Source organism: Paenibacillus shunpengii, from assembly GCF_042684905.1.
GTDB classification, from domain to species: domain Bacteria; phylum Bacillota; class Bacilli; order Paenibacillales; family Paenibacillaceae; genus Paenibacillus; species Paenibacillus shunpengii.
Window position 1 is genome coordinate 932205 of the sequence record NZ_JBHUMJ010000002.1, and the last position, 23739, is coordinate 955943.

At 45.7% G+C, this 23739-nt stretch carries 20 protein-coding genes; 11 read left to right on the plus strand and 9 right to left on the minus strand.

Annotation, left to right across the window (positions count from 1 at the left end):
• Window positions 1-6: 6 nt before the first annotated feature.
• Window positions 7-1449 carry an amino acid permease gene (locus ACFSVM_RS04430; RefSeq protein WP_090723453.1) on the minus strand — a complete coding sequence of 481 codons (1443 nt, stop codon included), beginning with the start codon at window positions 1447-1449 and terminating at the stop codon, window positions 7-9.
• A gap of 242 nt (window positions 1450-1691) precedes the next feature.
• Here ACFSVM_RS04430 and ACFSVM_RS04435 point away from each other — a divergent pair, with 242 nt between their 5' ends.
• The 3 genes from ACFSVM_RS04435 (at window position 1692) to ACFSVM_RS04445 (ending at window position 4535) form a co-directional block, all read left to right on the plus strand.
• Window positions 1692-2114, plus strand: coding sequence for a VanZ family protein (locus tag ACFSVM_RS04435; protein WP_256209577.1), 423 nt, complete (start codon window positions 1692-1694; stop codon window positions 2112-2114).
• Window positions 2115-2272: 158 nt separating this feature from the next.
• Window positions 2273-3736 (plus strand): N-acetylmuramoyl-L-alanine amidase family protein, encoded by a 1464-nt coding sequence (locus tag ACFSVM_RS04440; protein ID WP_256209576.1) that lies wholly within the window; start codon window positions 2273-2275, stop codon window positions 3734-3736.
• Between the two features lie 157 nt (window positions 3737-3893).
• Window positions 3894-4535, plus strand: a complete 642-nt coding sequence (locus ACFSVM_RS04445) for a hypothetical protein (RefSeq protein ID WP_076311742.1) — start codon at window positions 3894-3896, stop codon at window positions 4533-4535.
• 67 nt (window positions 4536-4602) lie between these two features.
• Here the strand turns inward: ACFSVM_RS04445 and ACFSVM_RS04450 are convergent, their stop codons facing one another.
• The 4 genes from ACFSVM_RS04450 to ACFSVM_RS04465 all read right to left on the minus strand — a co-directional run bounded on the left by ACFSVM_RS04450 (window position 4603) and on the right by ACFSVM_RS04465 (window position 9781).
• Window positions 4603-6231 (minus strand): extracellular solute-binding protein, encoded by a 1629-nt coding sequence (locus ACFSVM_RS04450; protein WP_076311741.1) that lies wholly within the window; start codon window positions 6229-6231, stop codon window positions 4603-4605.
• A 65-nt stretch (window positions 6232-6296) separates the two neighbouring features.
• Window positions 6297-7166 (minus strand): carbohydrate ABC transporter permease, encoded by an 870-nt coding sequence (locus ACFSVM_RS04455; RefSeq protein WP_076311740.1) that lies wholly within the window; start codon window positions 7164-7166, stop codon window positions 6297-6299.
• Between the two features lie 15 nt (window positions 7167-7181).
• Window positions 7182-8144, minus strand: a complete 963-nt coding sequence (locus ACFSVM_RS04460; RefSeq protein WP_090723450.1) for an ABC transporter permease — start codon at window positions 8142-8144, stop codon at window positions 7182-7184.
• 446 nt (window positions 8145-8590) lie between these two features.
• Entirely contained in the window at window positions 8591-9781 is a 1191-nt protein-coding gene (locus ACFSVM_RS04465) for a MalY/PatB family protein (protein ID WP_076311738.1), read from the minus strand.
• A 127-nt stretch (window positions 9782-9908) separates the two neighbouring features.
• Between ACFSVM_RS04465 and ACFSVM_RS04470 the strand changes: the two genes are divergently transcribed.
• The 4 genes from ACFSVM_RS04470 to ACFSVM_RS04485 all read left to right on the plus strand — a co-directional run bounded on the left by ACFSVM_RS04470 (window position 9909) and on the right by ACFSVM_RS04485 (window position 12403).
• Window positions 9909-10982 (plus strand): undecaprenyldiphospho-muramoylpentapeptide beta-N-acetylglucosaminyltransferase, encoded by a 1074-nt coding sequence (locus ACFSVM_RS04470; RefSeq protein ID WP_076311737.1) that lies wholly within the window; start codon window positions 9909-9911, stop codon window positions 10980-10982.
• Window positions 10983-11068: 86 nt separating this feature from the next.
• On the plus strand, window positions 11069-11554 hold the full coding sequence (locus tag ACFSVM_RS04475; RefSeq protein WP_177178645.1) for a DinB family protein: 486 nt from the start codon (window positions 11069-11071) through the stop codon (window positions 11552-11554).
• 38 nt (window positions 11555-11592) lie between these two features.
• Entirely contained in the window at window positions 11593-11895 is a 303-nt protein-coding gene (locus tag ACFSVM_RS04480) for an antibiotic biosynthesis monooxygenase family protein (protein ID WP_076311735.1), read from the plus strand.
• Between the two features lie 55 nt (window positions 11896-11950).
• The gene (locus ACFSVM_RS04485) at window positions 11951-12403 is read left to right on the plus strand and encodes a GNAT family N-acetyltransferase (RefSeq protein WP_090723847.1); all 453 of its coding nucleotides are present in this window, start codon (window positions 11951-11953) and stop codon (window positions 12401-12403) included.
• Window positions 12404-12507: 104 nt separating this feature from the next.
• Here ACFSVM_RS04485 and ACFSVM_RS04490 read toward each other — a convergent pair whose 3' ends face one another.
• Together ACFSVM_RS04490 and ACFSVM_RS04495 are read right to left on the minus strand one after the other, a co-directional pair.
• The gene (locus ACFSVM_RS04490; protein WP_076311734.1) at window positions 12508-13053 is read right to left on the minus strand and encodes a cysteine hydrolase family protein; all 546 of its coding nucleotides are present in this window, start codon (window positions 13051-13053) and stop codon (window positions 12508-12510) included.
• A 114-nt stretch (window positions 13054-13167) separates the two neighbouring features.
• On the minus strand, window positions 13168-14253 hold the full coding sequence (locus tag ACFSVM_RS04495; RefSeq protein WP_047910054.1) for a Gfo/Idh/MocA family protein: 1086 nt from the start codon (window positions 14251-14253) through the stop codon (window positions 13168-13170).
• Between the two features lie 327 nt (window positions 14254-14580).
• On the opposite strand from ACFSVM_RS04495, the gene ACFSVM_RS04500 reads away from it, so the two are divergent.
• The 4 genes from ACFSVM_RS04500 (at window position 14581) to ACFSVM_RS04515 (ending at window position 21570) form a co-directional block, all read left to right on the plus strand.
• Window positions 14581-16302, plus strand: a complete 1722-nt coding sequence (locus ACFSVM_RS04500) for an ABC transporter ATP-binding protein (RefSeq protein WP_076311732.1) — start codon at window positions 14581-14583, stop codon at window positions 16300-16302.
• A 443-nt stretch (window positions 16303-16745) separates the two neighbouring features.
• Entirely contained in the window at window positions 16746-19658 is a 2913-nt protein-coding gene (locus ACFSVM_RS04505; protein ID WP_076311731.1) for a 2-oxoglutarate dehydrogenase E1 component, read from the plus strand.
• A 6-nt stretch (window positions 19659-19664) separates the two neighbouring features.
• Complete coding sequence (gene odhB / locus ACFSVM_RS04510; protein WP_076311730.1) at window positions 19665-20933, plus strand: 2-oxoglutarate dehydrogenase complex dihydrolipoyllysine-residue succinyltransferase; 1269 nt, start codon at window positions 19665-19667, stop codon at window positions 20931-20933.
• Window positions 20934-21042: 109 nt separating this feature from the next.
• Complete coding sequence (locus tag ACFSVM_RS04515) at window positions 21043-21570, plus strand: YfiT family bacillithiol transferase (RefSeq protein WP_076311729.1); 528 nt, start codon at window positions 21043-21045, stop codon at window positions 21568-21570.
• A gap of 172 nt (window positions 21571-21742) precedes the next feature.
• On the opposite strand, the gene ACFSVM_RS04520 is transcribed toward ACFSVM_RS04515, so the two are convergent.
• Window positions 21743-22672 (minus strand): alpha/beta hydrolase, encoded by a 930-nt coding sequence (locus ACFSVM_RS04520; RefSeq protein WP_090723447.1) that lies wholly within the window; start codon window positions 22670-22672, stop codon window positions 21743-21745.
• Window positions 22673-22717: 45 nt separating this feature from the next.
• Window positions 22718-23689 (minus strand): type I phosphomannose isomerase catalytic subunit, encoded by a 972-nt coding sequence (locus ACFSVM_RS04525; protein ID WP_090723445.1) that lies wholly within the window; start codon window positions 23687-23689, stop codon window positions 22718-22720.
• Window positions 23690-23739 lie beyond the last annotated feature (50 nt).

Genomic DNA, 23739 nt, shown 5'->3' on the forward strand with positions numbered 1-23739 from the left:
CGCATTTTATCGATTTTGTTTTGCTTTTCTGACACGGGCAGGGAAGCGATGCCGATCTTTCTTTAACTGTTCAATGAGATGTTTATCCGTCTTGTGTTTCTGATTATTGTTTCCTTTTTCACTCCAGATCTTGCTGTGCATAAACCAGGTAATCAACCCAATACAGGCGATGAACAAGAAACTGATCCAGAAACCGGGCCGGCTTGTGCTATGAAACAATGTTCCTGTTATGGCAAGCAGGATGAGAAGGATGCCACCGTATCTCTTGATCTGTCCAAATGTAGTAAGCTTCAGAAGCTTGCCGGCGGTGATAAGGATAAAAGTCCAGTTAAATAGAAGCATCAGGCCAGCGGCCGTAGTGACATATTCGTACAGTGTGCCTGGAAGCAGCAGTGCCAGAACGATGGATGCACATAGTGCTGCTGCAGTCATTCCAAACGAGTAAACCGGGAAACGCTTCTTCACCTTTTTGGCAAAAAGAGGAGGGGCGTCTTTGTCTTGTGCAAGCGTGATGAGCATGGTCGTTACCGCGTACAGGGATGCAACCATCGTAGAAAACCCAGCAACGATTAGGACCCCATTCATAATATGTGGTACAAAAGGAAGTTGATATGTGTCCAAAGCTTGGATAAAAGGACTTTCCTTCGTACCAAAACCACGCCATGGCGCGATGGATACGACCAGGAACAACGAGATAATGTATATGATCGCCAGCAGTAGGATCATCGTTCTGCCGGCTTTTGGCGCTTCTTTCGGCTCCTTTAATCGGAGTGCCATGAGCCCCATGACCTCAATTCCTCCAAAAGCATAGAACGAAAATAGAAGCGCTGCCCATGCGCCCGTCAGACCGTTAGGGAATAAGGTGCCGACAGATACCGGCATTTGCGGCTCTATGCCTCCCGACAGCCAGCCGAATAAGGCTGCAGCTCCGAGAACGATGAACATGAGGATTGCGGCGATTTTGATAACGGCTGCTACACTCTCCAGTGGATCAAACAGCTTATTTCCAATGATCACTACAATGAGTCCCAATATTGCAAATCCAGAAGCAAACATCCATACAGGAATTTGGGGGAACCAGAAACGGGAGAACAGGGAGAGTGCAGTCAACTGACTTCCCATAATGAGCAGCTCAGAGCACCAATAAGCCCAACCACTGCTGAAGCCTGCCCAGCGCCCATAGGCTTTTTTGGCATAGGATCGGAAAGATCCCTGTTCCGGTGAATTAGCGGTCATTTGTGCGAGCACATCGAATACACAATATGTTCCTGCGGCAGCCAGCAGAAAAGTCAGGAGAACAGAAGGTCCCCCTATTTTAATGGCAAGTGCAGAACCAAGAAAATATCCTGTACCAATGGTACAAGCTACTCCAAGCAGAGACAGCTGCCACCATTTAAGGTTTTGCCCGCTCTTGGCTTGATCGTTTGCGCTTTCTTTGCAGCTGCTCATCTAAGAAGCTTCCTCCTCCGTGTCACATATATTTTCTCAATCGTGTTTTAATATGGTGCTGGTGACGAGAAATGATACATGTATTTGTTTCATGTCTAATTTTCTCGAAAAGAAATAGAAAAAATGGTCTGAATCAATTGGCAAAATATTGTAATTCGTCTATGATAGAGCATAGGCAGGAAAATTCAGCAGTTTTCGGGAATGTTGTCGTTAAATCTTATACTGTCAAGAGGTGCGGCATCGTGCAACGGACAACCATGGTACGTATTCTTCTTATAACATACAGTTTGCTGCTCCTATATTTCATGTTTGCAGGCTTTAATCGCTCGGTCCACCTCGATTACCGCTATAATATGGTTCCTTTTCATACGATATCAAAATATTTGGCGAATGTGTCAGCACGTAATCTATTAGACACACTCATTAATTTAGTCGGCAATGTCGCCGTGTTCATTCCTTTTGGATATTTAATCCCCGCTGCCTTTCCGAGCAGGTGGAGCTTCTCCAAATTTCTATTGCTATTTACTGCACTTATTATCTTGCTGGAGACCGCTCAAATGCTGCTGAGAGTCGGAACAGGAGACGTTGATGATCTGTTCTTGAACGTCATAGGCGGATTGCTCGGCTATGAAATCTACCGTTTCTTCACAAATGAAGGTAATTAACCGATAAATGTAGTATTTACTTCGTCTTTCTAAACTTCGAAAAATAAAGAACGGATCATGCAACAAATCATGCTAAATCGCGTTTTTAATAGTAGATGATGTAAAAGGATGCAGGATGCTGGTGATTTTACAAGACGACCAAAAGGATGTGTGAGAGTTTGAAGAGGATTTTGCTGTTTATGTTGTTTTTTGTAGGGTTGTGGGTGCTTCCCGGTTTAAGTCATGCGGAGGATGGACAAGCGAGTATCTATCTGAATGACAAGAAGCTCGGCGGTTCAGACAGTTCCAAGGTTGAGATCATTAATAAATCAGTAATGATTCCAATCCGTATGGTTGCCGAAGAAATGGGATACACAGTCGGTTGGGAACAGAAGACAGGAACGGTCACAATACAGCAAAATGGCACCGTCATCAAGATGGTCATCAATGATAAGAATGCTCTGGTGGACAACCAGTCGGTTATTCTCGATAATGCGCCTGTCATCAAGAGCAAGACAACGCTTGTGCCGCTGCGCTTCGTAGGTGAGCAGTTTGGCTTGCATGTAGGCTGGGATAACAAGACGAAGACAGCTAGCTTGAAACAAATTACCGGTTCAGGAGGAGGAAGTCAGCCTCCAGCAGGATCGGGCAATGCGGGACAAGGCGAAGAGGGAACGATCAATCAAGGGCTTGCACAGATATCTGGGATTAGTTTCAGCGAGAACAGGCTGCTCGTAGCAACTAGCAGTACGGTCACCCCGAGAGTGTTTACCATGAGTGGACCGGATCGCATTGTCGTTGATCTACCGAATACGGAATTTGCTGCAAACTTTGGTAACGACCTGAATGCACAAGCATCGGGTTCCATACAAGTCACGGATTATCCGATGGTATCACAGATTCGATACGCTCTATTCAGTACAGATCCTTCAACCGTTCGAATCGTATTGGATATGAACGAGGTTACCGGATACAAGGTGACACAAGAGGGGAGCCTTCTGATCGTCGATTTGAATCACGATACGAATCATCCAGACCCTGTAATACCGGAGACGCCATTGCCTGAGACACCAGGAACGGGAACAGGTAATAATACAGGTTCAGGCAAAAAAATCATCGTTCTGGATGCGGGACATGGAGCGCATGATGGAGGAGCAGTTGGAATAACAGGTAAACTTGAAAAAGATTTTACCTTGTCACTCACCTTGAAAATTGAAGCTCTGCTCCAGAATATTTCGAGTATCGAAGTCATCATGACGAGAGATGGCGATACGTATCCGGAGCTTGTGGAGCGGGCAGAGATAGCGAATAATGCAAATGCAGATGTTTTCATTTCAGTTCATGCAAATTCGGTCGCGGGATCTCCTTCTGCCAGCGGCACCGAGACTTATTATAAGAAAAGTGAAGATAAAGCACTCGCGGATATTATTCATAAGCATATGATCAAGGCAACAGGGCTTAAGGATCGGAAAGTAAAATCAGCGAATTTATCTGTACTGCGGAACACAGATATGCCTGCAGCCCTTCTCGAGGTCGGTTTCTTATCGAATAAAGCAGAAGAAGCAATCTTGTTTGATGAGGACTTCCAGGACAGAGTTGCGCAAAGCATTGCAGACGGAATTAAAGAGTATTTGAAATTATAACTAATATAGCATTGGCTAAAAGGAGGCATCTGCTCACGAAGCAGATGCCTCCTTGCATTCGATTATATTCATTTATGTTGTTTAATAAAATGGATTCTATTATTTTCCAGATTGCGATATAATGGGTTGTGATATTGTGGAAAGCGAGGTGTAGTTCGTGGAACATCATACTTTTTATGAAGAATCATATTGGGGTACAGATGTACGGATCAGACAAACGACACAGGGCTCAGACACACTTGTTATCTTTCTCCCTGGACAGAACTACTCCTGTGAACTGCCCGTTCTGCATTATGCTGTTCAGAGCGCAATTGAACAAGGATTGGATGTATTGTTAATGGAATACGGGTTTCAAAGCGCTCGTGTTGCTCTTGAGCGCGAGCAGCGATCAATTCTTGAGGAGGAAGTATTAGAGACCGTGCAGCACTACAGTGAAGGTTACGACAAGCTGGTATTCGTAAGCAAGAGCTTGGGAACATTACTGGCAGGTTATGCTTCACAGCATATTGAAGCTCAGCACATTTCGCATCTATTTCTTACTCCGCTTGACGGTACGCTGGATTATATTGTACGTTCTTCAGGACTCGTTATTTACGGAACAAAGGATTCATTGTTCAGTGAGGAGAGCAGAGCTAAGCTGGAAGCATATGCCTCAACTCAATTGGATATTATTAAAATTGCAGATGCTGGCCATGGCTTGGAGGTAACAGACGTTAAGAAATCTGTAGCGCATTTAAGTCAGCTGGCAGGAGCTTATACCAATTTCTTTGATACAATTAAGAATTCAGCTTATTCATAAATAGAAGCAAATTATAAGAGGGAGCAGCCGGAATTCCGGCTGCTCCCTTTTGATAACCCTTTGTTTATTAACGTGCTTGATAGCGTTCGTAGGCATCCTGATTGATCTTGATGACCTCTTCAATTCCCATACCCTTAATCGTTTCTACAAACTGTTCAAAGTTCGTGAGGGGTTCGTCGCCTAAGATGAACTTGGTCATCATTTCATCCAGATAAGTGGTTACCTGACCCATAATCTGGGCTTCTTTTCGCGCCTCTTCCTCCGTTTTACGCAGAGTCGGAAGTGCCAAGGAGTAATCGGCCTCCATCCAGACCTTATTGGCTTCTTGCTGCTGCTCAAATGCCATCAGACCATCCAAATAACGTGTATCCTGATTCATCGGTCCATCCATAATGGACAGCGCATAACCAGCCAGTGCTTGATCGTAAGTCAAGCCATCTGGATTTTTAAGAATGGTATCGGTAAATTTAATGCTGTCACCCTCGACAGTATAGCTTTCACCTTCAATACCGAAGTTGAACAGATCGTGACCTTCAGGACTGTAATTGTAATCCATCCACTGTACGATGGCTTTAATTTTGTCTTCATCCGCAGAAGTTGTAATGGCTTCTCCATACGTGAGGACTTTCGTATCGAAACGGAAGGTACTGCGAGAGATGCCTTCAGCATCCTTAGGCCAAGGAGCTCCAACAAGATCGAATTCTGGATCATCTGCCATCAGATTAAGATACTTCGCCATACCGCTGAATACACCACCGTAATACGCCCCAGCTTGATGGTTGGTTATTTTATAGTCAAATGCTTTACCGTCATTGGTCATAATTTCAGGATCGATTAGACCTTCCGCATACCATTTCTGCATGGTCTCAAGGAAGTCTTTGAACCCTGGCTGAATGGGACCGTATTCCACCGTATCTCCGTTAAGCTGGAAACCGCCAAGAACCCCAAAGGAAGGTGCGAAGTCATACAATTTGCTCATATTGCCGGGACCCCAATTCGCAGTGAAGGGGAGCTCATCCTTCTTGCCATTGCCATTTGGATCCTCTTCCCGGAAAGCCTTCAGCACCGTGTACCATTCATCAATCGTTGTAGGCGTTTTCAAATTCAGTTTCTCAAGCCAGTCCTTACGAAGAACTATACCCGTCGTTGCATTCAGCTTTACTGCATCCGTACGAAGATAGGGGAACATGAAGATGGTCCCATCATCTAGTGAGATTTGTTTGCGGACAACCTCATCCTCTTCAATAATCTTCTTCAAATTAGGTGCATAGAGATCAATGTATTCATTCAGTTTGATAATTCTTCCGTCTGCGAGCAGCTTCTCTGGTCCTCCAGATACGTCAGCCCAGTTGTAATAGATTACGTCAGGCAGCTCATTTCCTGTAACGAGCAGGTTGAACTGGTCCTTTTGCTGTCCGAGGGGAGGATGCGTGAAGTTTACTTTGATGCCGGTTCTTTTTTCTTTCTCCTGATAAGCCTTCACATCTGTAAATCCGTTGCCAGAAGCAATCTTGGCATCATTTGCACGCCAATAGTTGATCGTCATCGGCTCTTCAACGATCGGAAGTGGTATTTCCGTAATGGCTTGCTCGCCTTCTTCAGGCGCAGGACCATCTGCACTCTCTGACCCTCCGCAGCCGGCTAATAGTCCCGTAGTCATCACCGCGGTTAACATTAAGGACAAGAACTTTTTCATATGAACCCTCCTTGATTATCTATAGATTAAAGCGGCAGCAAATAAGCGATGGGTATGCGCCAGCTTTATTCTTTAATGGCTCCGATGAGTGCTCCTTGAACGAAATATTTCTGTATGAAAGGATAGATCATCAGAATCGGAAGCGTAGAGATAATAATCGTTGCATATTTGATATTCTCACCGATTGCAAATCCGGTATCGTTCGCAGAACCCATGGCTTCTGTGCTATTGCTGAGCAAAATATCCCTCAGCACAATTTGAATCGGATACAGCTCCTGTGATCTTAGATAGAGAAGCGGACCCATAAAATCATTCCAGTGGTCTACCGCATAATACAGGGTCATTACAGCAAGAATCGGTTTAGATAATGGAACGACAATTTGCAGAAGAATTCTGAAGTCATTGGCCCCGTCAATTTTGGCGGATTCAATCAGTCCAAGCGGAATGTTCATGAAATTCGTACGCATGATGATAAAGTTGAACGTATTAATTGCTGCCGGAAGGATCATTGCCCATCTTGTATCCAGCAGACCTAAATTTTGAATAAGCAGGAAGGTTGGGATCATCCCTCCGCTAAAGAACATAGTGAATGTAATCAGCTTCATGAAGAAGCTGCGTCCGTATAAGTCAGGTCTCGACAGCGCATAAGCTGCTAGTGTAGTCATCACCAGGTTGAGGGCAGTACCAACAATCACATAGAACAATGTGTTTAAGTAACCACTGTAGATCTTTGGATTCTGGAACACTTTGGAGTAGGCCTCAAAAGATAAACCTTCAGGGATCAGCATGAGTGAGCGGCTGGCCAGCAGCTGTTCCGGATCACTAATGGAAGAGTTGAAGATGTAGAGCATCGGATACGCGCACAGCAGCATAATCAGAATGAGCAAGATATAGTTGATGCTGTCAAAAATATGTTCACCAAATGATTTTTTCATCTTATGCACACCTCTCTACCACAGACTGGTTTCATTAGCTTTGCGGCTGATATAGTTCGCGCCGAGTAAGAGGGCAAAGTTAATGATTGAATTAAACAAACCTATAGCAGTGGAGTAGGCTTGATCCCCAAGCAGCATCCCTTGTCTGTACACAAAAGTCGATATGACATCAGAGGTCTCATAAGTGGCTGCCGTCTGCATTAATAGAATTTTTTGAAAGTCTGCATTCATAATGCTGCCCATACGCAGGATGAGGAGCACGACAATCGTGGGCATAATACCCGGCAGCGTGATGTGCAGGAGCTGTCTCCAGCGGTTGGCACCGTCCATTTTGGCTGCTTCATACAGCTGAGAGTTAATTCCGGCTAGTGCTGCGAGGAAGAGAATGGATGCCCATCCTGCGCCCTGCCACACATTAGACAGAATGTACAGCGGTCTGAACATGTCCTTATCTGTGAAGAACATAATATGTTCAAAGCCAAAGAAGCCGCGGACGATGTTAAATAAGCCGCCGTCCAAAGAAGAGAAGGTCTTGAGCATACCAACGACAACGACAACGGATATGAAGTGAGGTAAATAACTGACCGTCTGCACTGCATTCTTGAAGTAGCGATTACGAACCTCATTCAGTAATAGTGCAAGAATAATCGGAGCAGGGAAACCGATTACGAGACTTAGCACGCTCAGAATTAGGGTATTGCCCATCAAGCGCCAGAAATTATAGCTCTCAAAGAACATCGTGAAATTCTCAAATCCAATCCAATTGCCGCCCATGATCCCTTTAGCAGGACTATACCCGCTCTGGAAGGACAGCAGTATTCCGTACATCGGTCCGTAACAGAAAATAAGGTAGAACAAGAGAACGGGAACAAGCATCAGATATACATATTTATTACGTATAATCTCTCTTTTTAAAAAGTGAAACTTGCTCTTGGTTTGTACGGTTTGTTTCACCGCCAAGGGATTATTCATTCCCATGGTTCAATTCCTCCCCTAGTTATGTACGACATTAAACTCAAATGAACCTTAATGAACAGGTCCGATGTAAATAGATACTAAATTCAAGCGCTTACATTGTCAATATTTTGTTTTAAACAAACTTAATGTAAATATTTGCGGAAGTGCATAAAAAGAGCGTAATATTCTACTACTTGATGGCATTGGGGTGTTTTTCAGAGGAAATACGGCTGCAAAAAAGTGATATAAGAGCAAAATTGTGTTCTTGCAGAATCAATTTCATAACTCACAAATTAGGAAAATAGGTTCGATATATGCTTGTTTAAAATAAATGGTTGCATGATGTGCTCTTATAACGACTATAATCTCTTCGCAGATCATAGGGGGTAGCGAGAGGGATGTATAAAAAAAGAGAGCGCCCGATGACCTGTGTCGGTCATGACGCTCTCTGCCGCTTGACTGGCTGATTATCGATTAAGCATGGCCTGGTGCAGCTGCTGCATGGCCTCTTCCAGCATGCTTCGAGGACAAGCCACATTCATTCGCATAAAGCCTTCGCCTTCCTTGCCGAAGTCTGTTCCACTGCTAAACACGAGTCCCGCCTTGGTCACGAGGAAATCAAACAGCTCCTTGTGCTCCATTCCCAGGCTGCGGAAATCAATCCATAGCAAATACGTAGCTTCAGGCATGGAAACCTGGCATTCTGGAATGTTAGTCTTGAAGAAGTTGATCACGTACTCGAGGTTACCATGAATATATTCAAGTGTGCTCTCAAGCCAGGGCTCGCCTTCCCGGTAAGCTGCTTCCGTAGCGGCGATTCCAAAGATATTCATGGAGCCCATCGAGCGCTTATCAACCATATTCTTAAATTTCAAACGCAGCTCTTTGTTGGCGATTACGACACTGGACGTATGCAGACCTGCGATATTAAACGTCTTGCTGGCAGCAGTGCAGATGATGGAGTGCATCTTGGCTTCTTCAGATAAGACAGCATAAGGAATGTGCTTCCGTGAATCAAATACAAGATCAGAATGAATCTCATCCGAGATCACGATCATATCGTGCTTCACAGCAATTTCCATCACGGCATTTAATTCTTCACGACTCCATACTCGGCCTACAGGGTTATGCGGGCTGCATAGAACGATCAGCTTCACTCCATCCTGTGAGGCAATTTGGTCTAGGTGTGTAAGATCCATTCTATACTCACCCTGCTCGTAAATCAGCGGATTCTCTACCAGCTCTCTGCCATGTGTTTTGGCAAGTTTATGGAAAGGACCGTATACTGGAGGTTGGATAATAATTTTGTCACCTGGTTCAGTAAAGGCTTCAATCGCTATATTCAATGCAGGGACAATACCTGGTGTATATACGAGCCATTCCGGCTCGATTTTCCAGCCATGTCGCTTGTCCATCCAGGCAGCGATAGATTCATTGAATGATGGAGCAGGCATAGCATATCCCAGTATGCCATGATCTACGATATCACGAAGCGCCTTGAGCACGGGCTCAGGTGCTGTAAAGTCCATATCGGCAACCCATAGCGGGATGGCATCGGGTGCGCTGAACAGAGACTGAAGTCCGTTCCATTTAACAGAGCTTGAATTCTTACGATCAATTCTTTGGTCGAGCGGATGGTTCGTATCCTTGTTTTGCATGCTGTTGTACCTGCTTTCTCCAAAACGGTTTGATTGTATATGTAACGATAAAAGGATATGGGTGTCCAGTTGTGAATATTATCTAATAAACAGCGGGCTAACGCAATGTGACAGGAGAGTTGTGTTCATGAAGTCTAAAAAAATTGTATTTACCGGCGGGGGCTCTACGGGGCATGTCACGGTTAATTTGGCGTTGATTCCGTATTACCAGGAGCAAGGCTACAGTGTTCATTATATTGGTTCAAGACAAGGGATTGAAGCTGAATTGATCGGCAGGATGGAAGGTGTGAAATACAAGGGAATCGCAACAGGGAAGCTTCGCCGATACTTCAGTGTCGAAAATGCAAAAGATTCCCTGCGTGTGCTCAAGGGTGTAAGAGAAGCCTATCAATATTTGAAGAAAATCAAGCCAGGTGTTGTGTTCTCCAAAGGGGGATTCGTATCCGTACCCGTGGTGCTTGCTGCGAGGATACTGCGTATTCCTATTGTTATACACGAATCCGATCTTACTCCGGGGCTTGCTAACCGCATTGCACTTCCCTGGGCAGATTATGTATGCACGACCTTTCAGGAAGCAGCAGCGCAGCTTAGGAGACCAAATGTGGTTCATGTAGGGGCAATGATAAGGCAGGAGCTGAGAGATGGCAATCGTCAGCGTGGCAGAAGCCGGCTCGGTTTCTCTGATGATAAACCCGTACTGCTCTTTATGGGAGGGAGCTTGGGCGCCAAGAACTTGAATGATGCCCTGTATCAAATTATTCCGGACTTAATTTCTGATTATCAAATTATTCATATTTGCGGTAAAGGACAGCAGACGGGGGCTCCAGTCACTGATGGATATCACGTGTTTGAATATGTGCAGGAGGAACTGCCTGATCTGATGGCCGCAGCGGATTTGGTCATTTCGAGAGCCGGTTCGAATTCTATCTTCGAATTTCTGGCGCTTCATAAGCCGATGCTGCTGATCCCTCTTTCGGATAAAGTCAGCCGCGGAGATCAGATCATTAACGCCCGGTCGTTTGAGGCTTCTGGTTATGCCCGTGTCTTACTTGCTGAGGATCTGACGGCATCCAGTTTGCTGCATGCCATCCATGATCTTGATCGGAACCAAGAGAAATACATTCAGAATATGCGTACTTATCGTACATCTGATGCGATGACGAATATCATTAAGGTGATTCAGCAGGCAGAAGTAAAATAAAAGCAGGAACCCCGCACTTTTTGACGAATATCCACTCTTACAAGATTGATTAATGACTGAATTCTCTAGAAGAGGGGATGAAAGCCGTGAATAGAGTGCAGAAAAATTCGTTGATCGCTTCATTTCATGAATGGCATGATTGGATTCGCAGATGGAGCATGCAGCAGAATGCACCTTGGGATGAGCCAATTGCAGAAGGCAAGTGGACCGCTCGTGAGATGGTGTGCCATATGATGAGATGGGACCGTTATTTTTGGGAGGGCGCCATATCTATCATCGCGTCGGGGGAGAAGGAACAGGTTCAGATTCAGCATCTGGATTATGATCTGTTTAATGAAGCTGCGCGTGAGTATGCCCGTAAGATATCAATAGAAGAGCTCATGCAGGAAACGTTGAAATATAGAGAACTGATTATTAGAAATTTATATGAGCTTGTGGATGAAGATTGGTCTTACTCATATAAAGGGCTGGATGGTAACCCCTTTACATTACAGAGCTATGTAGAGGATTTTATCTGGCACGACAGGCATCATATGAAGCAGCTTGAAGCGATGCAGCAGCTTGAGGCGTAACAAGGACTAGGTTACATTCATCGGAGGGATACAAAATTATGATTCTAGAAAGTGCAATGTTATACATCAAAGCAGGATTAGAGAGCCATTTTGAACAGGATTTTGCCAAAGCATCCGCTATTATTTCCAGCATGTCGGGTTATCTCGGGCATGAATTGTATAAATGTATGGAGTCGGATCATCAGTACTTGTTACATGTCAGATGGGAGACGCTGGAGGATCATACGATCGGATTCAGAGAGTCGGCTGAATATGGAGAGTGGAAGCAGCTGCTCCATCATTATTACGAGCCGTTTCCAGTGGTTGAGCATTTTCAGAGAGTTAATCTGAACCAAGTATAATATGGAAGATGGCGGCTCACATCAAGGGGGAACCGTTTTGAAGAGCAACTTGGATATAAATATTCGTGAACTGCAACATAACGAGTCGATGCCGTATTCCATGCTGCTATTAGCCGATCCTTCACGCACTATGGTGGATGAATATATTGACCGCGGCAAATTATACGTTGCTGTGATCGATCAGGAGATCGTTGGTGTAATGGTTCTGCTGGATACCAGACCGGGTACGATCGAGATTGTGAATATTGCTGTTGCAGAAGACTGGCAGGGCCGGGGCATTGGCACAGCTTTGATTCAACATGCGATATTTGAAGGCAGGCAGCAAGGGACAGGCACGCTTGAGATCGGAACTGGAAATTCGAGTCTTACACAATTAGGTCTTTACCAGCGAATGGGTTTTCGAATGACTGGTATTGACAGGGATTACTTCACTAGGCATTATGAGGAGAAGATTGTTGAGAACGGCATTCCTTGTGTGGATATGATTCGGCTGGCGATGGAGCTGTAGTCAGTTTTTTTATCCATTAGATACTAATATTGAATAGCCGATAACGAAAAAAGAGTCATCCCTTCAGCTGGGATGACTCTTTTTTGTTTGTATATTAATGTGGATTAATTGAATCCTTTGGCAAGGATGTCTTCTGTCTTCATTAATTGAACAAAACGTCCACCGAGCATTTGATTATGGTGCTTGATGATATCTGCGGCAGGCAATACTTTGCTGTCGAATGTACTGTGTGCATCGGAGATCAGCACATTATGATGATATCCTAGACTGTATGCGCCACGTGACGTGGTATCTAGACAGAATTCAGTCTGCATTCCACAAATAACGAGCTTTTGAATATTCAGCTCTTGCAGCTTGGCTAGCAGCTCTGTTTGATAGAAGGCGTCCCAGCTGGATTTTCTGACCACACTTTCATTCGGCTGGGGGGCAATGCTTGGATGAATGTGCCAGGTTGGTTTGCCTTCGCTAAATTCGTCATCTGATGTACTCGTATGCTGTATATAGATGACAGGCAATCCGTCCTCACGAGCTTTTTGAAGGAGGCGCTGGATATTGCTCAGCACTTCTTTTCCATTATGTAAGGGTAGTTCGGGATCAGCAAACATGGCATTCTGGACATCAACGATCATTAAGGCTGTGGATGAAGTCATTATTAGGTCGCTCCTTTGTTGTCAATAAATCATCATTTAATTAGAATATAACAAAGTGAAGGACTTGGGAAGAAAAAAAGCCTCCTTCTCTAAATGAGAACAAGGCTTCGTGAATTAAAAATCCGGAATGACGATCTCGACTTCTTTTTTGGCAGCGGAAGAACGCAGCACCCCGTCAATAATCGCCTGATTGTATAGGATTTGCTCGCCAGGAATAGGCGCAGGCAGTCGTTTCTGGATCGCCTCGGCGTAATCAAACACTTTGGCATGGAACAGGTTGATCTGGTGATGCTGTATTGGTATCGGGCTCTCTGTATGATGGCCGGCGATATCGTGATACAAGGTCATGCTGCCGACACGTCCTTCCCAGCCTCCACTCCAGGGACCGCTTCCGGCGGGTGTCACTTTAAGCCCGGCGTCTGTCCCGAGAAACATCGTAGGGCCTAGAGTGTCCATATGCATAGCCCAGGAAATTTTGTAGCTGAGCAGAATATCGCCTTCAAGTCTAACCATGGCTGCACCAAAATCCTCAACGTTAAAGATGTGGGACTCTGGATGATATTTGGGGTTCGTGCCAAAATAATTGGAGGTGTAAGCAGACACGGTCAGCGGCTTAGGGTACCCGAGTGCATGAAGGACCATATCAAGCGAATAGCAGCCAATATCGGCCATGGCTCCTGCTCCGGCCAGATCCTTTCGTATGAAGGTACCGCCCGGCATCCCGCGTCTTCTGCCGCCGCCTGCTTCTGCATAATACACTTTACCGAGCTGACCGTCCTGTATCAGGCTGCGAATCGCTTGCATATTAGGGTCATAACGAGGCTGGAACCCGACGGACAGCATTTTCCCCGTACGCTGTGCGGTCTCCACCATTTCAATACCTTGGTCTAATGTAACAGACATGGGCTTCTCTACCATGACATGCTTACCCGCATTCAATGCGTCAATGGTAATGCTGTGATGCGAAAAATTAGGTGTACATATGCTGACTCCGTCAAGATCCAGCTCGAGCAGATGCTGATGATCGTCGAAAGCCTTCGCTGTCGGAAGGTTCGTTTGTTCAATAAACAGCGCGGCTTTTCCGGGGATAATATCTGCTACGGCTACTACTTCAACATAATCAAGTTGTTTATAGGCCTCGGCGTGGGCTCTGGCAATTCCGCCGCTGCCAATAATGCCTATTTTAATTATACGATTCAAGCATCATTCCTCCTTTATGCTCCTTACCACCACGAAGCGAATTGAAACCTAATCTGAACGTATACGATAAAAAAACATGCTAATCAGCTGCTGGTGTTCAATTGCAGTGAATAACGGATGTCAATAAATTGTTGTTATTATTCTCCGCTTACCTATCCAAAATATGCAGGCAGATTCTTAGCCGTATGGAGATGTGTCATATTTTTCTTTAATGAAGTGAAAAGCTATAGTAAAATTTGTAATATTCGAGTCAACTAAGGCGTGTCTTAAAACTCTTTTATGTGAGTATTAAGACACACCTAATAAATACTGAAAAGAGTGATGGTTTTGCTCCGCAGATTTTTCTCCTACTACAGGCCGTACCGGCTTCTATTTACTATTGATTTTATGTGCGCAGTTATCGCTGGACTAATGGAGCTCGGATTTCCTCTCGCGGTCAATTATGTAGTGGACGAGCTGCTCCCTTCAGGTAATTTTGAGAGCATTATCGTTGCCTGCACCGGCTTGCTTGCAGTCTATGTTATTACTGCGTTTCTTCATTTTATAGTGACCTATTGGGGCCACATGCTCGGTATCAATATCGAGACGGATATGAGAAGCCGGATGTTTGACCATCTCCAGAAGCTTGGCTTTCGATTCTTCGACAACAACAAGACAGGGCATCTTATGTCACGCATCACCAATGATTTGATGGATATCGGCGAGATGGCGCATCATGGCCCAGAGGATTTATTTATCGCGGTCATGACTTTAATCGGTGCATTTCTGCTCATGCTCGGGATCAACTGGAAGCTTGCAGTACTTACCTTCATTATTGTACCAATCGTCATATGGCTGGCCCTGTACTTCAATACCAAGATGACCAAGGCCTTCCGCAAGCTTTACGGTAACATTGCTAACTTCAATTCCCGTGTAGAGAATACAATTGGCGGAATTCGTGTTGTACAAGCATTTGCTAACGAGGGCTTTGAAAAGAAGCGCTTTGAGCAGGATAATCGTGAGTTCAGGCTGACCAAGCTGTTCAGCTACAAGATTATGGCCCAGAATATTACGATCAGCTACATGCTGACCAGAAGCATCAACTTATTTGTGCTGATCTGCGGAACATGGTTTATTTTACAAGGGGAGCTGACCTACGGACAGTTTGCTGCCTTCTTATTGCTGACCAATGTGTTCTTCCGTCCAATCGACAAGATTAATGCGATTATTGAGAGCTATCCAAAAGGCATTGCCGGATTCCAGAGATACATCGAACTGCTGGACACAGAGCCGGATGTTAAGGACAGTAAGGATGCCAGGGAAGCACCGGATTTTGAAGGCAATATCCATTATGAGAAAGTCTCGTTCGGTTACGACGACGGCTCCAAAGTGCTCAATAAGATCAATCTTAGCATTAAAGCAGGAGAGACCGTAGCTTTTGTGGGTCCTTCGGGCGCTGGCAAGACGACAATCTGCAGTCTGCTTCCGAGATTCTATGAGGCTACAGAAGGAAGGATCACTATTGATGGTGTGGATACGTCCAAGATCACGCTGGCCTCCCTTCGCAAACAGATAGGCATCGTCCAACAGGATGTGTTTCTATTTGCGGGTACGGTGCGGGAGAATATCGCCTATGGCAAGCTTGATGCAAGTGATGAAGAGATATGGACAGCAGCAAGACTCGCACAGCTTGCTCCAACGATTGAAGCGATGCCGGAAGGAATGGAGACTGTGATCGGGGAAAGAGGCGTTAAATTATCGGGAGGGCAGAAGCAGCGAATTGCCATCGCACGAATGTTCTTGAAAAATCCGAAGATCCTAATTCTCGACGAAGCGACCTCAGCGCTGGATACAGAAACAGAAGCGGCGATCCAGCAGTCCCTTGCTGAGCTGTCACAAGGCAGAACCACACTCGTTATTGCCCATCGACTGGCTACGATCAAAAATGCAGATCGCATTATCGTGGTTACGCCGAATGGAATTGAAGAGGAAGGAAGTCACGAGGAGCTGGTATCGAGAAGCGGAGTATACAGCCGCCTGCATACGGCACAATTCAGGGAGCTTAGCTGAGTATAAAAACTTTTTAAGTTAGTTAAGATGGAATAGAAGACAAATTTTACAAAATAAAGCCCACATTTCAAAACAAATTTGTTTCTTAAATGAAAGGGCTTTATTTTTTTGTCATCCTCATGACATTTTGATAGAATCAATATTTGCTGGTACAGCAGGGGTTTGAAGTGATTCATCTAAAAAATGCATTGATTACCTTTAAAATTGGAAATGCTCTCAGGAGCAATAGTTTATAGAATAAGGGTAGAATCTTACAGCTTAGAAGCATTATTCACAAAATCCTCCAGCTCGGAGGAAACTCTGGAGAAAGCAGCGATAGATGTTTTCTTCGAGAAATTGATTTATAATTAGAGATTGAGTTTAATTTTATGAAATTAAGAATGAAATTAAGAATGATTTTCCGTCCTGGCACAAACCAAATATTTTGACGGAGGGAACGTTAAATGGCTAACGAAGATGGCAATATGCAAAGCCCATGGAAAACATACTACGGACCAAACTTCGGTTACGTACAACAACAGTTTGAGATTTATAGTGCTGACCCAGAGGCAGTTGATGCTGAATTCCGCACGCTTTTTAAAGAATGGGGACCGCCTCCGATGGATATTGGCCCCGAGAACAATCAAGGACTTGCTTCATCAGTTACAGGGAGTAATGCAAGTTCGGGAGTTGCAGATCTACAGCTGTTACAGAAAGCGGTTACAGCGGGCAAGCTAGTTCAAAATATCCGAAGATTCGGACATTTGGCTGCTGATATTGATCCGCTCCAGCTGGATGTCAAGACAGAAGAGAGCCTGCTCACACCATCCAAACTGGGGCTTAGCGAGCAAGATCTACGAGCTATTCCTGCCTCAATCATTTGGGAGAATGCAGATTCACAGACCATGACTGGATTAGACGCAATCCAGCGATTGCGTGATATATATACAGGGCCGCTGGCTTACGAGTTTAATCATATTCAAGATGAAGAAGAACGCAACTGGCTGTATCAGAGCATTGAGTCAGGTTCATCGGCTGTTCAACTGACCGCAGATGAGCGGAAGTCACTCCTGGCCAGACTTGTGGAAGTGGAACAGTTCGAACAGTTCCTTCACAAAAATTTTGTGGGGCAGAAGTGGTTCTCCATTGAAGGGAACGATGTGCTCGTTCCGATGCTCGATAAAATTATTGAGATCATGGCCGAAGCAGGATCCAGCCATATTCTGATGGGGATGGCCCATCGTGGACGCCTGAATGTGCTTGCGCACGTACTCGGCAAACCATATGGCAAGATCTTCTCGAAATTCCACCAGACGAACAATAAAGATCTTGTTCCGTCTGAGAGCTCATCTGGCGTTAATTACGGATGGACGGGAGACGTGAAGTACCATCTGGGTGCAACGCGCTATGTGAAAAAAGGCGAGGTCGTTCAAGCTAAGATTACGATGGCAAATAACCCGAGTCATCTTGAATATGTGAACCCAGTGGTTCAAGGCTTTGCACGAGCAGCTCAGGATGACCGAGGACAGGCAGGATATCCGAAGCAGGACGTTACTAAAGCAGCAACGATTCTAATGCATGGAGATGCTGCATTCCCAGGAGAAGGGATCGTTGCTGAATCGCTGAACTTGAAATCTCTGAAGGGATATCAAAATGGCGGTACGATTCATATTATCGTAAACAATCGGATCGGCTTCACAACGAACAGTGAGGCATCTCGGTCAACGATGTACTCCAGTGACTTGGCCAAAGGATATGAAATCCCAATCATTCATGTGAACGCGGATAACCCTGATGCGTGTATGGCAGCGATCCGCCTTGCGAGTGAATATCGTAACAAATTCAACAAAGATTTCCTGATCGACTTGATCGGATATCGCCGTTATGGACATAACGAGACCGATGATCCGGAAACAACCCAACCACTCGTGTACAGTAAAGTGAAGAATCATCCAACCGTATGTGAATTGTATGCGGATGTTCTGGTTCAGTCTGGAGCTGGTGAGAAGGATCTGCTTACGAATCTGAGAAATGCGGCTCAGAATCAGCTCAAGCAGGCTTATGATGAAGTGAAGCAAGGAACGGTAAGCCATGAGGAAGTGCATGACAAGGTTGATGCCGGCAGCACTGAACTGCAAAGACCGGAACGGCTGACAAATGCGCAAACGGCAGTTCCGATTGAGAAGCTGCGCGAGATTAACGCTGAGCTGCTCAAGTGGCCGGAAGGCTTCAAGGTATATCCTAAGCTGCAGCGTATTCTGCAGCGACGCCAGAATGCTCTGAACGAAGGTGAAAAAGTAGATTGGAGCTTGGCGGAAACACTCGCTTTTGCTACAATTCTGGCTGACGGTAAACCGATTCGGATGTCGGGGCAGGATTCCCAGCGGGCTACATTTGCTCATCGCAACCTGGTGCTGCATGATTCCGAGACGGGAGATTCCTACAATGTACTTCATCGTTTGCCGCAAGCCAAGGCTTCTTTTGCCCTATATAACAGCCCTCTGTCAGAGGAATCTGTAGTAGGCTTTGAGTACGGCTACAACGTTTATGCACCAGAGACACTGGTAATATGGGAAGCTCAATTCGGTGATTTTGCCAACTGTGCTCAAGTATTGTTCGACCAATTCGTATCTTCTGGACGTTCAAAATGGTCCCAGAACTCGAGCCTGGTGATGCTCTTGCCTCACGCAAGTGAAGGCCAGGGACCTGAGCATACGAGCGCAAGACTAGAGCGCTTCCTGCAAATGTGTGCAGATGATAACTGGATTGTTGCCAATCTGTCCAGCAGCGCGCAGTACTTCCATCTGCTTCGCCGTCAGGCTGCACTAACGGAGACAGATGATGCGAGACCGCTCGTACTGATGTCACCGAAGAGTCTGATTCGTAACCCGCGTGTAGCTTCTCCAGCTAAAGAGTTTAGCGAAGGCAGCTTCCAAACAGTGCTCGAAGAGCCTATTCTTGGAGCAGCTCCTGATAAGGTGGAGCGTATCCTTCTTTGCAGCGGCAAGATCGCGATCGATCTTGAAGAGGCAATTGATAAGGAAAAAGGTGAAGATTGGTCCTGGCTGCACATCTTGCGTGTGGAACAATTGTATCCTTTCCCTGAACAAGAAATTCGTCGCTTCCTCGCCAGATTCCGTAATGTGAAGGAAATCGTCTGGGCACAGGAAGAACCTAAGAATATGGGAGCATGGACATATATGGAGCCAAGACTTCGTGAGCTATTACCTGCAGGTGTTAAGCTTGATTATGCAGGACGGCCTGAGCGTTCTAGTCCGGCGACTGGCTTCCAACATGTACATGTCGCAGAGCAACAGCAAATTTTGTCCAAAGTATTGAAGCAAAGTTCAAAGAAAAATATTCCACTGGGGAGGTAGCTTGCTGTGAGCGAAATTAAAGTACCGGCTATGGGAGAATCCATCACGGAGGGAACAATATCCAGATGGATCGTTAAAGAAGGGGATACCGTCAATCAAGGAGATGTACTGCTTGAGGTCGAGACGGATAAGGTCAACATTGAGATCAGTGCGGAAGAGAGCGGAGTCATTACAAGCATCCTTCATCAAGAAGGGGATACGGTTCAGATTGGTGAGACGATTGCACAGTTAGAAGCAGGAGCAGGAGCCAAAGAATCAGCAGCGGCTTCTGCACCACCAGCACCGGTACCTGCGCCACAAGCTTCAGAAGCAGCGCCGGTCTCGGCACCTGTGAAGAATGAGTCCGCTCCCAAAGCAGAGGATGAAGGCGCCAATGGCTATACAGCCACGCCATCTGCTCGTAAATTAGCGCGTGAACGCGGAATCGATCTCGACCAAGTACAAACGCGGGATCCGATCGGACGCATCCATTCTGATGACGTAAAATCTCATGGGTCTGTACCTGCTGCTCCTGCAGCAGCTCCAAGCAAGCCTGCTAGTGCACCTGCCCCAGCAGCAGAAGCAAACCCTGGGAAACCGGTTGAACGCTCCAAGATGTCTCGTCGACGTGCGACCATCGCTAAACGCTTGGTTGCAGCTCAACAGACGGCGGCGATGCTTACAACTTTTAACGAAGTTGATATGACAGCTATCCTGGATGTTCGTAAACGGCGTAAAGACAAATTCAAAGAAAAGCATGATGTCGGACTTGGCTTTATGTCTTTCTTTACCAAAGCGGTTGTAGGAGCACTTAAACAATTCCCGCTTGTTAATGCTGAGATCGACGGGGACGACATTGTCGTGAAGAAGTTCTATGATATCGGTATTGCGGTATCGGCGAAGGAAGGGCTTGTCGTACCGGTGGTACGCGATGCAGATCGCCTCAGCTTTGCTGAAATTGAACGGAATATCGGAGAGCTGGCTTCCAAAGCACGTAGTAACTCGTTGTCTCTCAATGAGCTGCAAGGCGGAACATTTACAATTACGAATGGTGGAATCTTCGGATCATTGCTCTCTACACCGATATTGAACTCACCGCAGGTTGGTATACTCGGTATGCACAAAATTCAGGTACGCCCTGTAGCGATTGATGATGAGCGTATGGAGAACAGACCTATGATGTATATCGCGCTGTCTTATGATCATCGAATCATTGATGGAAGTGATGCAGTTCGATTCCTGGTTACTGTAAAAGAATTGCTTGAAGACCCGGAATCTCTTCTGCTAGAAGGATAAAGCGAAGGTTCTCTAGAATAAATAAGGACAGGCCGCATCGTTTGCTGCGCCTGTCTTTTTTATACTGTGAAGTAATTAAATGAGAAATATTTCAAGGGGGAGATTGGAAATGAAAAATGATCTGAGGTATCCGATTGGCTTGGAAGTTGAAGATCCCACTACTGAAGAGAACCGTAGGATTTGGATAGACAACATCAAGAGGCTGCCAGCGAGACTGCAGGATGCAATATCAGGACTATCGGAGGAACAGCTCGCTACGCCTTATCGGCCTGAAGGCTGGACAGTGCATCAAGTCGTTCATCATGTTGCAGACAGTCATATGAACAGTTTTATTCGTTTCAAACTTGCGCTTACCGAGAATGAACCCGCTATCAAACCCTATGAAGAGTCTTTGTGGGCAGAGACAACAGATGTATCCAATGTGCATATTAACGCTTCCTTGTCGATTCTAGAAGGCCTGCATTCGCGTTGGACCGCTCTGCTGGAGTCCATGAGTGCTGAACAATATGATCGCACCTTTTATCATCCTGGATTACAGAAGACGCTGACTCTGGGAGAATGTGTGAGACTGTACTCCTGGCATAGTCTGCATCATACGGCACACATCACTTCTCTGCGTGAACGTATGAACTGGTAAAGAAGAATAGCCCTTCTGCTCAATGCAACGATTGGACGGCATTGGCAGAAAGGCTTTTTTGATACTAAGAATACGATCTGAGGCTTTCTTTTTAATAGATGAATCAGATTGTCTGTTGTGGCATCACGTCAGATGGGCTGTTTACCCCAATCCAAAGATACAGAAGCTAGCGTCACTGCTGCACATGCTGCTCCAGCCAATCTACGAGATGCAGCTCGACTTCCTTACGGTTCACTTCGTGCAGCATCTCGTGTCTTCCATCAGGATAGAGCCGATATTGCAGATCGGTAAATTGCAGTTCTCGATAATTCTCAACCAGACTCATGACCCCTTTACCATACATGCCCACCGGATCCCGCTCACCCGAGAAGATATACACAGGCTTATCCTTGGGGATCTTGCTCATATGCTTAGGCAGATGAATCTCCATTAACAGATCGAAGAAGCACCGGAAAAAACGAGTGGTGCATATCGCCCCGCACATTGGATCCTCAACAAATTTTCTAACTTCCTCTTTATCATTGGATAACCAGTCAAAGGGAGTGGCTGCAGGACGAAAGGCGCGGTTATATCCACCAAAAATAATTGCGTTCAAGAGAAGACTGCGATGCTCTTGACCCTGTAGGCCGGCTTGCAGAGCAGCCAGCCGTTGACCAAATTTGAGAAGGCCGCGTTTGCCATTCGTTCCAGACAGGATGTAGCCATCAAACAGATCAGGATATGCATACATCAGCTTCTGAGTAATAAAGGACCCCATACTGTGTCCTAACAGAAATAGCGGCAATTCAGGCTGTTCTTTGCGTATATATTCACCAAGCTCAGCAACATCCTTTACCATCCAGTTGAACACATCCGGACCGCCGTCGCCCAGCATGCCTTGTGCCATGCCTGTTAGACCGTGACCCCGATGATCATTACCGTAGACGATATATCCATGGTCCGTCAATGTACTGGCCAGCTCTTCATAACGCTTCGCTGTTTCACACATACCGTGAGCAATTTGTACGATCCCTTTGACCGGTATATGACCCTCCGGAGTCCAGCGATATACATAGATATTGACTTCGTCACTATCCAGCATCTGAAACGTGGATTCCTGCATGACCAAGTAGCCCTCCTTGATGTCTGGCTTGTTCCAAGCCATTATTTACGGAAGATAAGAGCGCAGCACCGTTGCTTCACCAGATAACTGGTAGCTTCCCAGGCTGGAAGGAATCAAGTAACACTGACCCGCTGTAAGGGCAAGACTTGCTCCGTCATTCCATGCAAGACTGCCAGTTCCGTCACATACGACGAGTATAGTGAAGCTGTCCTCGGTCGTATTTAGATTCCATGTGCCGGAGACAATGCCTTTTTCCACCACAAAATAAGGACATGAAGCTAGAGTAAGCCACTCTCCTGGAACGGCATGATTCGTCTTCATGGATGTTGCCCCTGTGGATTCAAACTTCGTTACATTCAGTGAATCTTCAATATGTAGTTCCCGAGGCTTTCCGTCAAGTCCTGGTCGATTGTAATCAAATATGCGGTAAGTGGTGTCTGAATTCTGCTGAATTTCGGCGACGACGACTCCAGCGCATAGGGCATGGACTGTACCTGCTGGTATAAAGAAGGAATCGCCCGCCTCGACGGATATTTCCTGGAGTGTATCCATTACTGTTCCGTTATTCAGGGCAGAACGGAGCTGATCGTAGGTTACTTGTTCTTTGAGCCCGTATATGATCTTGGCACCGGGCTTGGCATCAAGTACATACCACATTTCGGTCTTTCCAAGCTCTCCCTTTGGAAGTCCTTCATAATCATCAGTCGGATGCACCTGGACCGACAGATCATCATTACAGTCGAGCAGTTTAATGAGCAGCGGGAATCGGCCGCCTTTTTCAGAAACTCCTTTTGTGCCTAGCCATGATTTACCGTATTGCTCTCGAATCTCGTCAAGTCCTGTGCCAGCGAGCTCGCCATTCATGACTTTGGTTGTTCCATTTGGATGGTCGGCGATCATCCAGCCTTCGCCAATATGACCCTCGGGAAGAGATAAACCGAATTGCTCTAAAGCGCGTCCTCCCCAGACTCTCTCTTTAAATTCAGGTTCAAATTGCAATGGGTATGGTGCTGTCATACTGTCCTCTCCTTAACATATGAAGTTTATAATGATTTTACCCGGGGACC

What these genes read in the sequence shown, in the direction of transcription:
- ACFSVM_RS04430 (WP_090723453.1), bottom strand. Translation starts at nt 1,449, where the DNA reads ATGAGCAGCTGCAAAGAAAGCGCAAACGATCAAGCCAAGAGCGGGCAA.
- ACFSVM_RS04450 (WP_076311741.1), bottom strand. Translation starts at nt 6,231, where the DNA reads ATGAAAAAGTTCTTGTCCTTAATGTTAACCGCGGTGATGACTACGGGA.
- ACFSVM_RS04455 (WP_076311740.1), bottom strand. Translation starts at nt 7,166, where the DNA reads ATGAAAAAATCATTTGGTGAACATATTTTTGACAGCATCAACTATATC.
- ACFSVM_RS04460 (WP_090723450.1), bottom strand. Translation starts at nt 8,144, where the DNA reads ATGGGAATGAATAATCCCTTGGCGGTGAAACAAACCGTACAAACCAAG.
- ACFSVM_RS04465 (WP_076311738.1), bottom strand. Translation starts at nt 9,781, where the DNA reads ATGCAAAACAAGGATACGAACCATCCGCTCGACCAAAGAATTGATCGT.
- ACFSVM_RS04470 (WP_076311737.1), top strand. Translation starts at nt 9,909, where the DNA reads ATGAAGTCTAAAAAAATTGTATTTACCGGCGGGGGCTCTACGGGGCAT.
- ACFSVM_RS04480 (WP_076311735.1), top strand. Translation starts at nt 11,593, where the DNA reads ATGATTCTAGAAAGTGCAATGTTATACATCAAAGCAGGATTAGAGAGC.
- ACFSVM_RS04490 (WP_076311734.1), bottom strand. Translation starts at nt 13,053, where the DNA reads ATGACTTCATCCACAGCCTTAATGATCGTTGATGTCCAGAATGCCATG.
- ACFSVM_RS04505 (WP_076311731.1), top strand. Translation starts at nt 16,746, where the DNA reads ATGGCTAACGAAGATGGCAATATGCAAAGCCCATGGAAAACATACTAC.
- ACFSVM_RS04515 (WP_076311729.1), top strand. Translation starts at nt 21,043, where the DNA reads ATGAAAAATGATCTGAGGTATCCGATTGGCTTGGAAGTTGAAGATCCC.
- ACFSVM_RS04520 (WP_090723447.1), bottom strand. Translation starts at nt 22,672, where the DNA reads ATGCAGGAATCCACGTTTCAGATGCTGGATAGTGACGAAGTCAATATC.
- ACFSVM_RS04525 (WP_090723445.1), bottom strand. Translation starts at nt 23,689, where the DNA reads ATGACAGCACCATACCCATTGCAATTTGAACCTGAATTTAAAGAGAGA.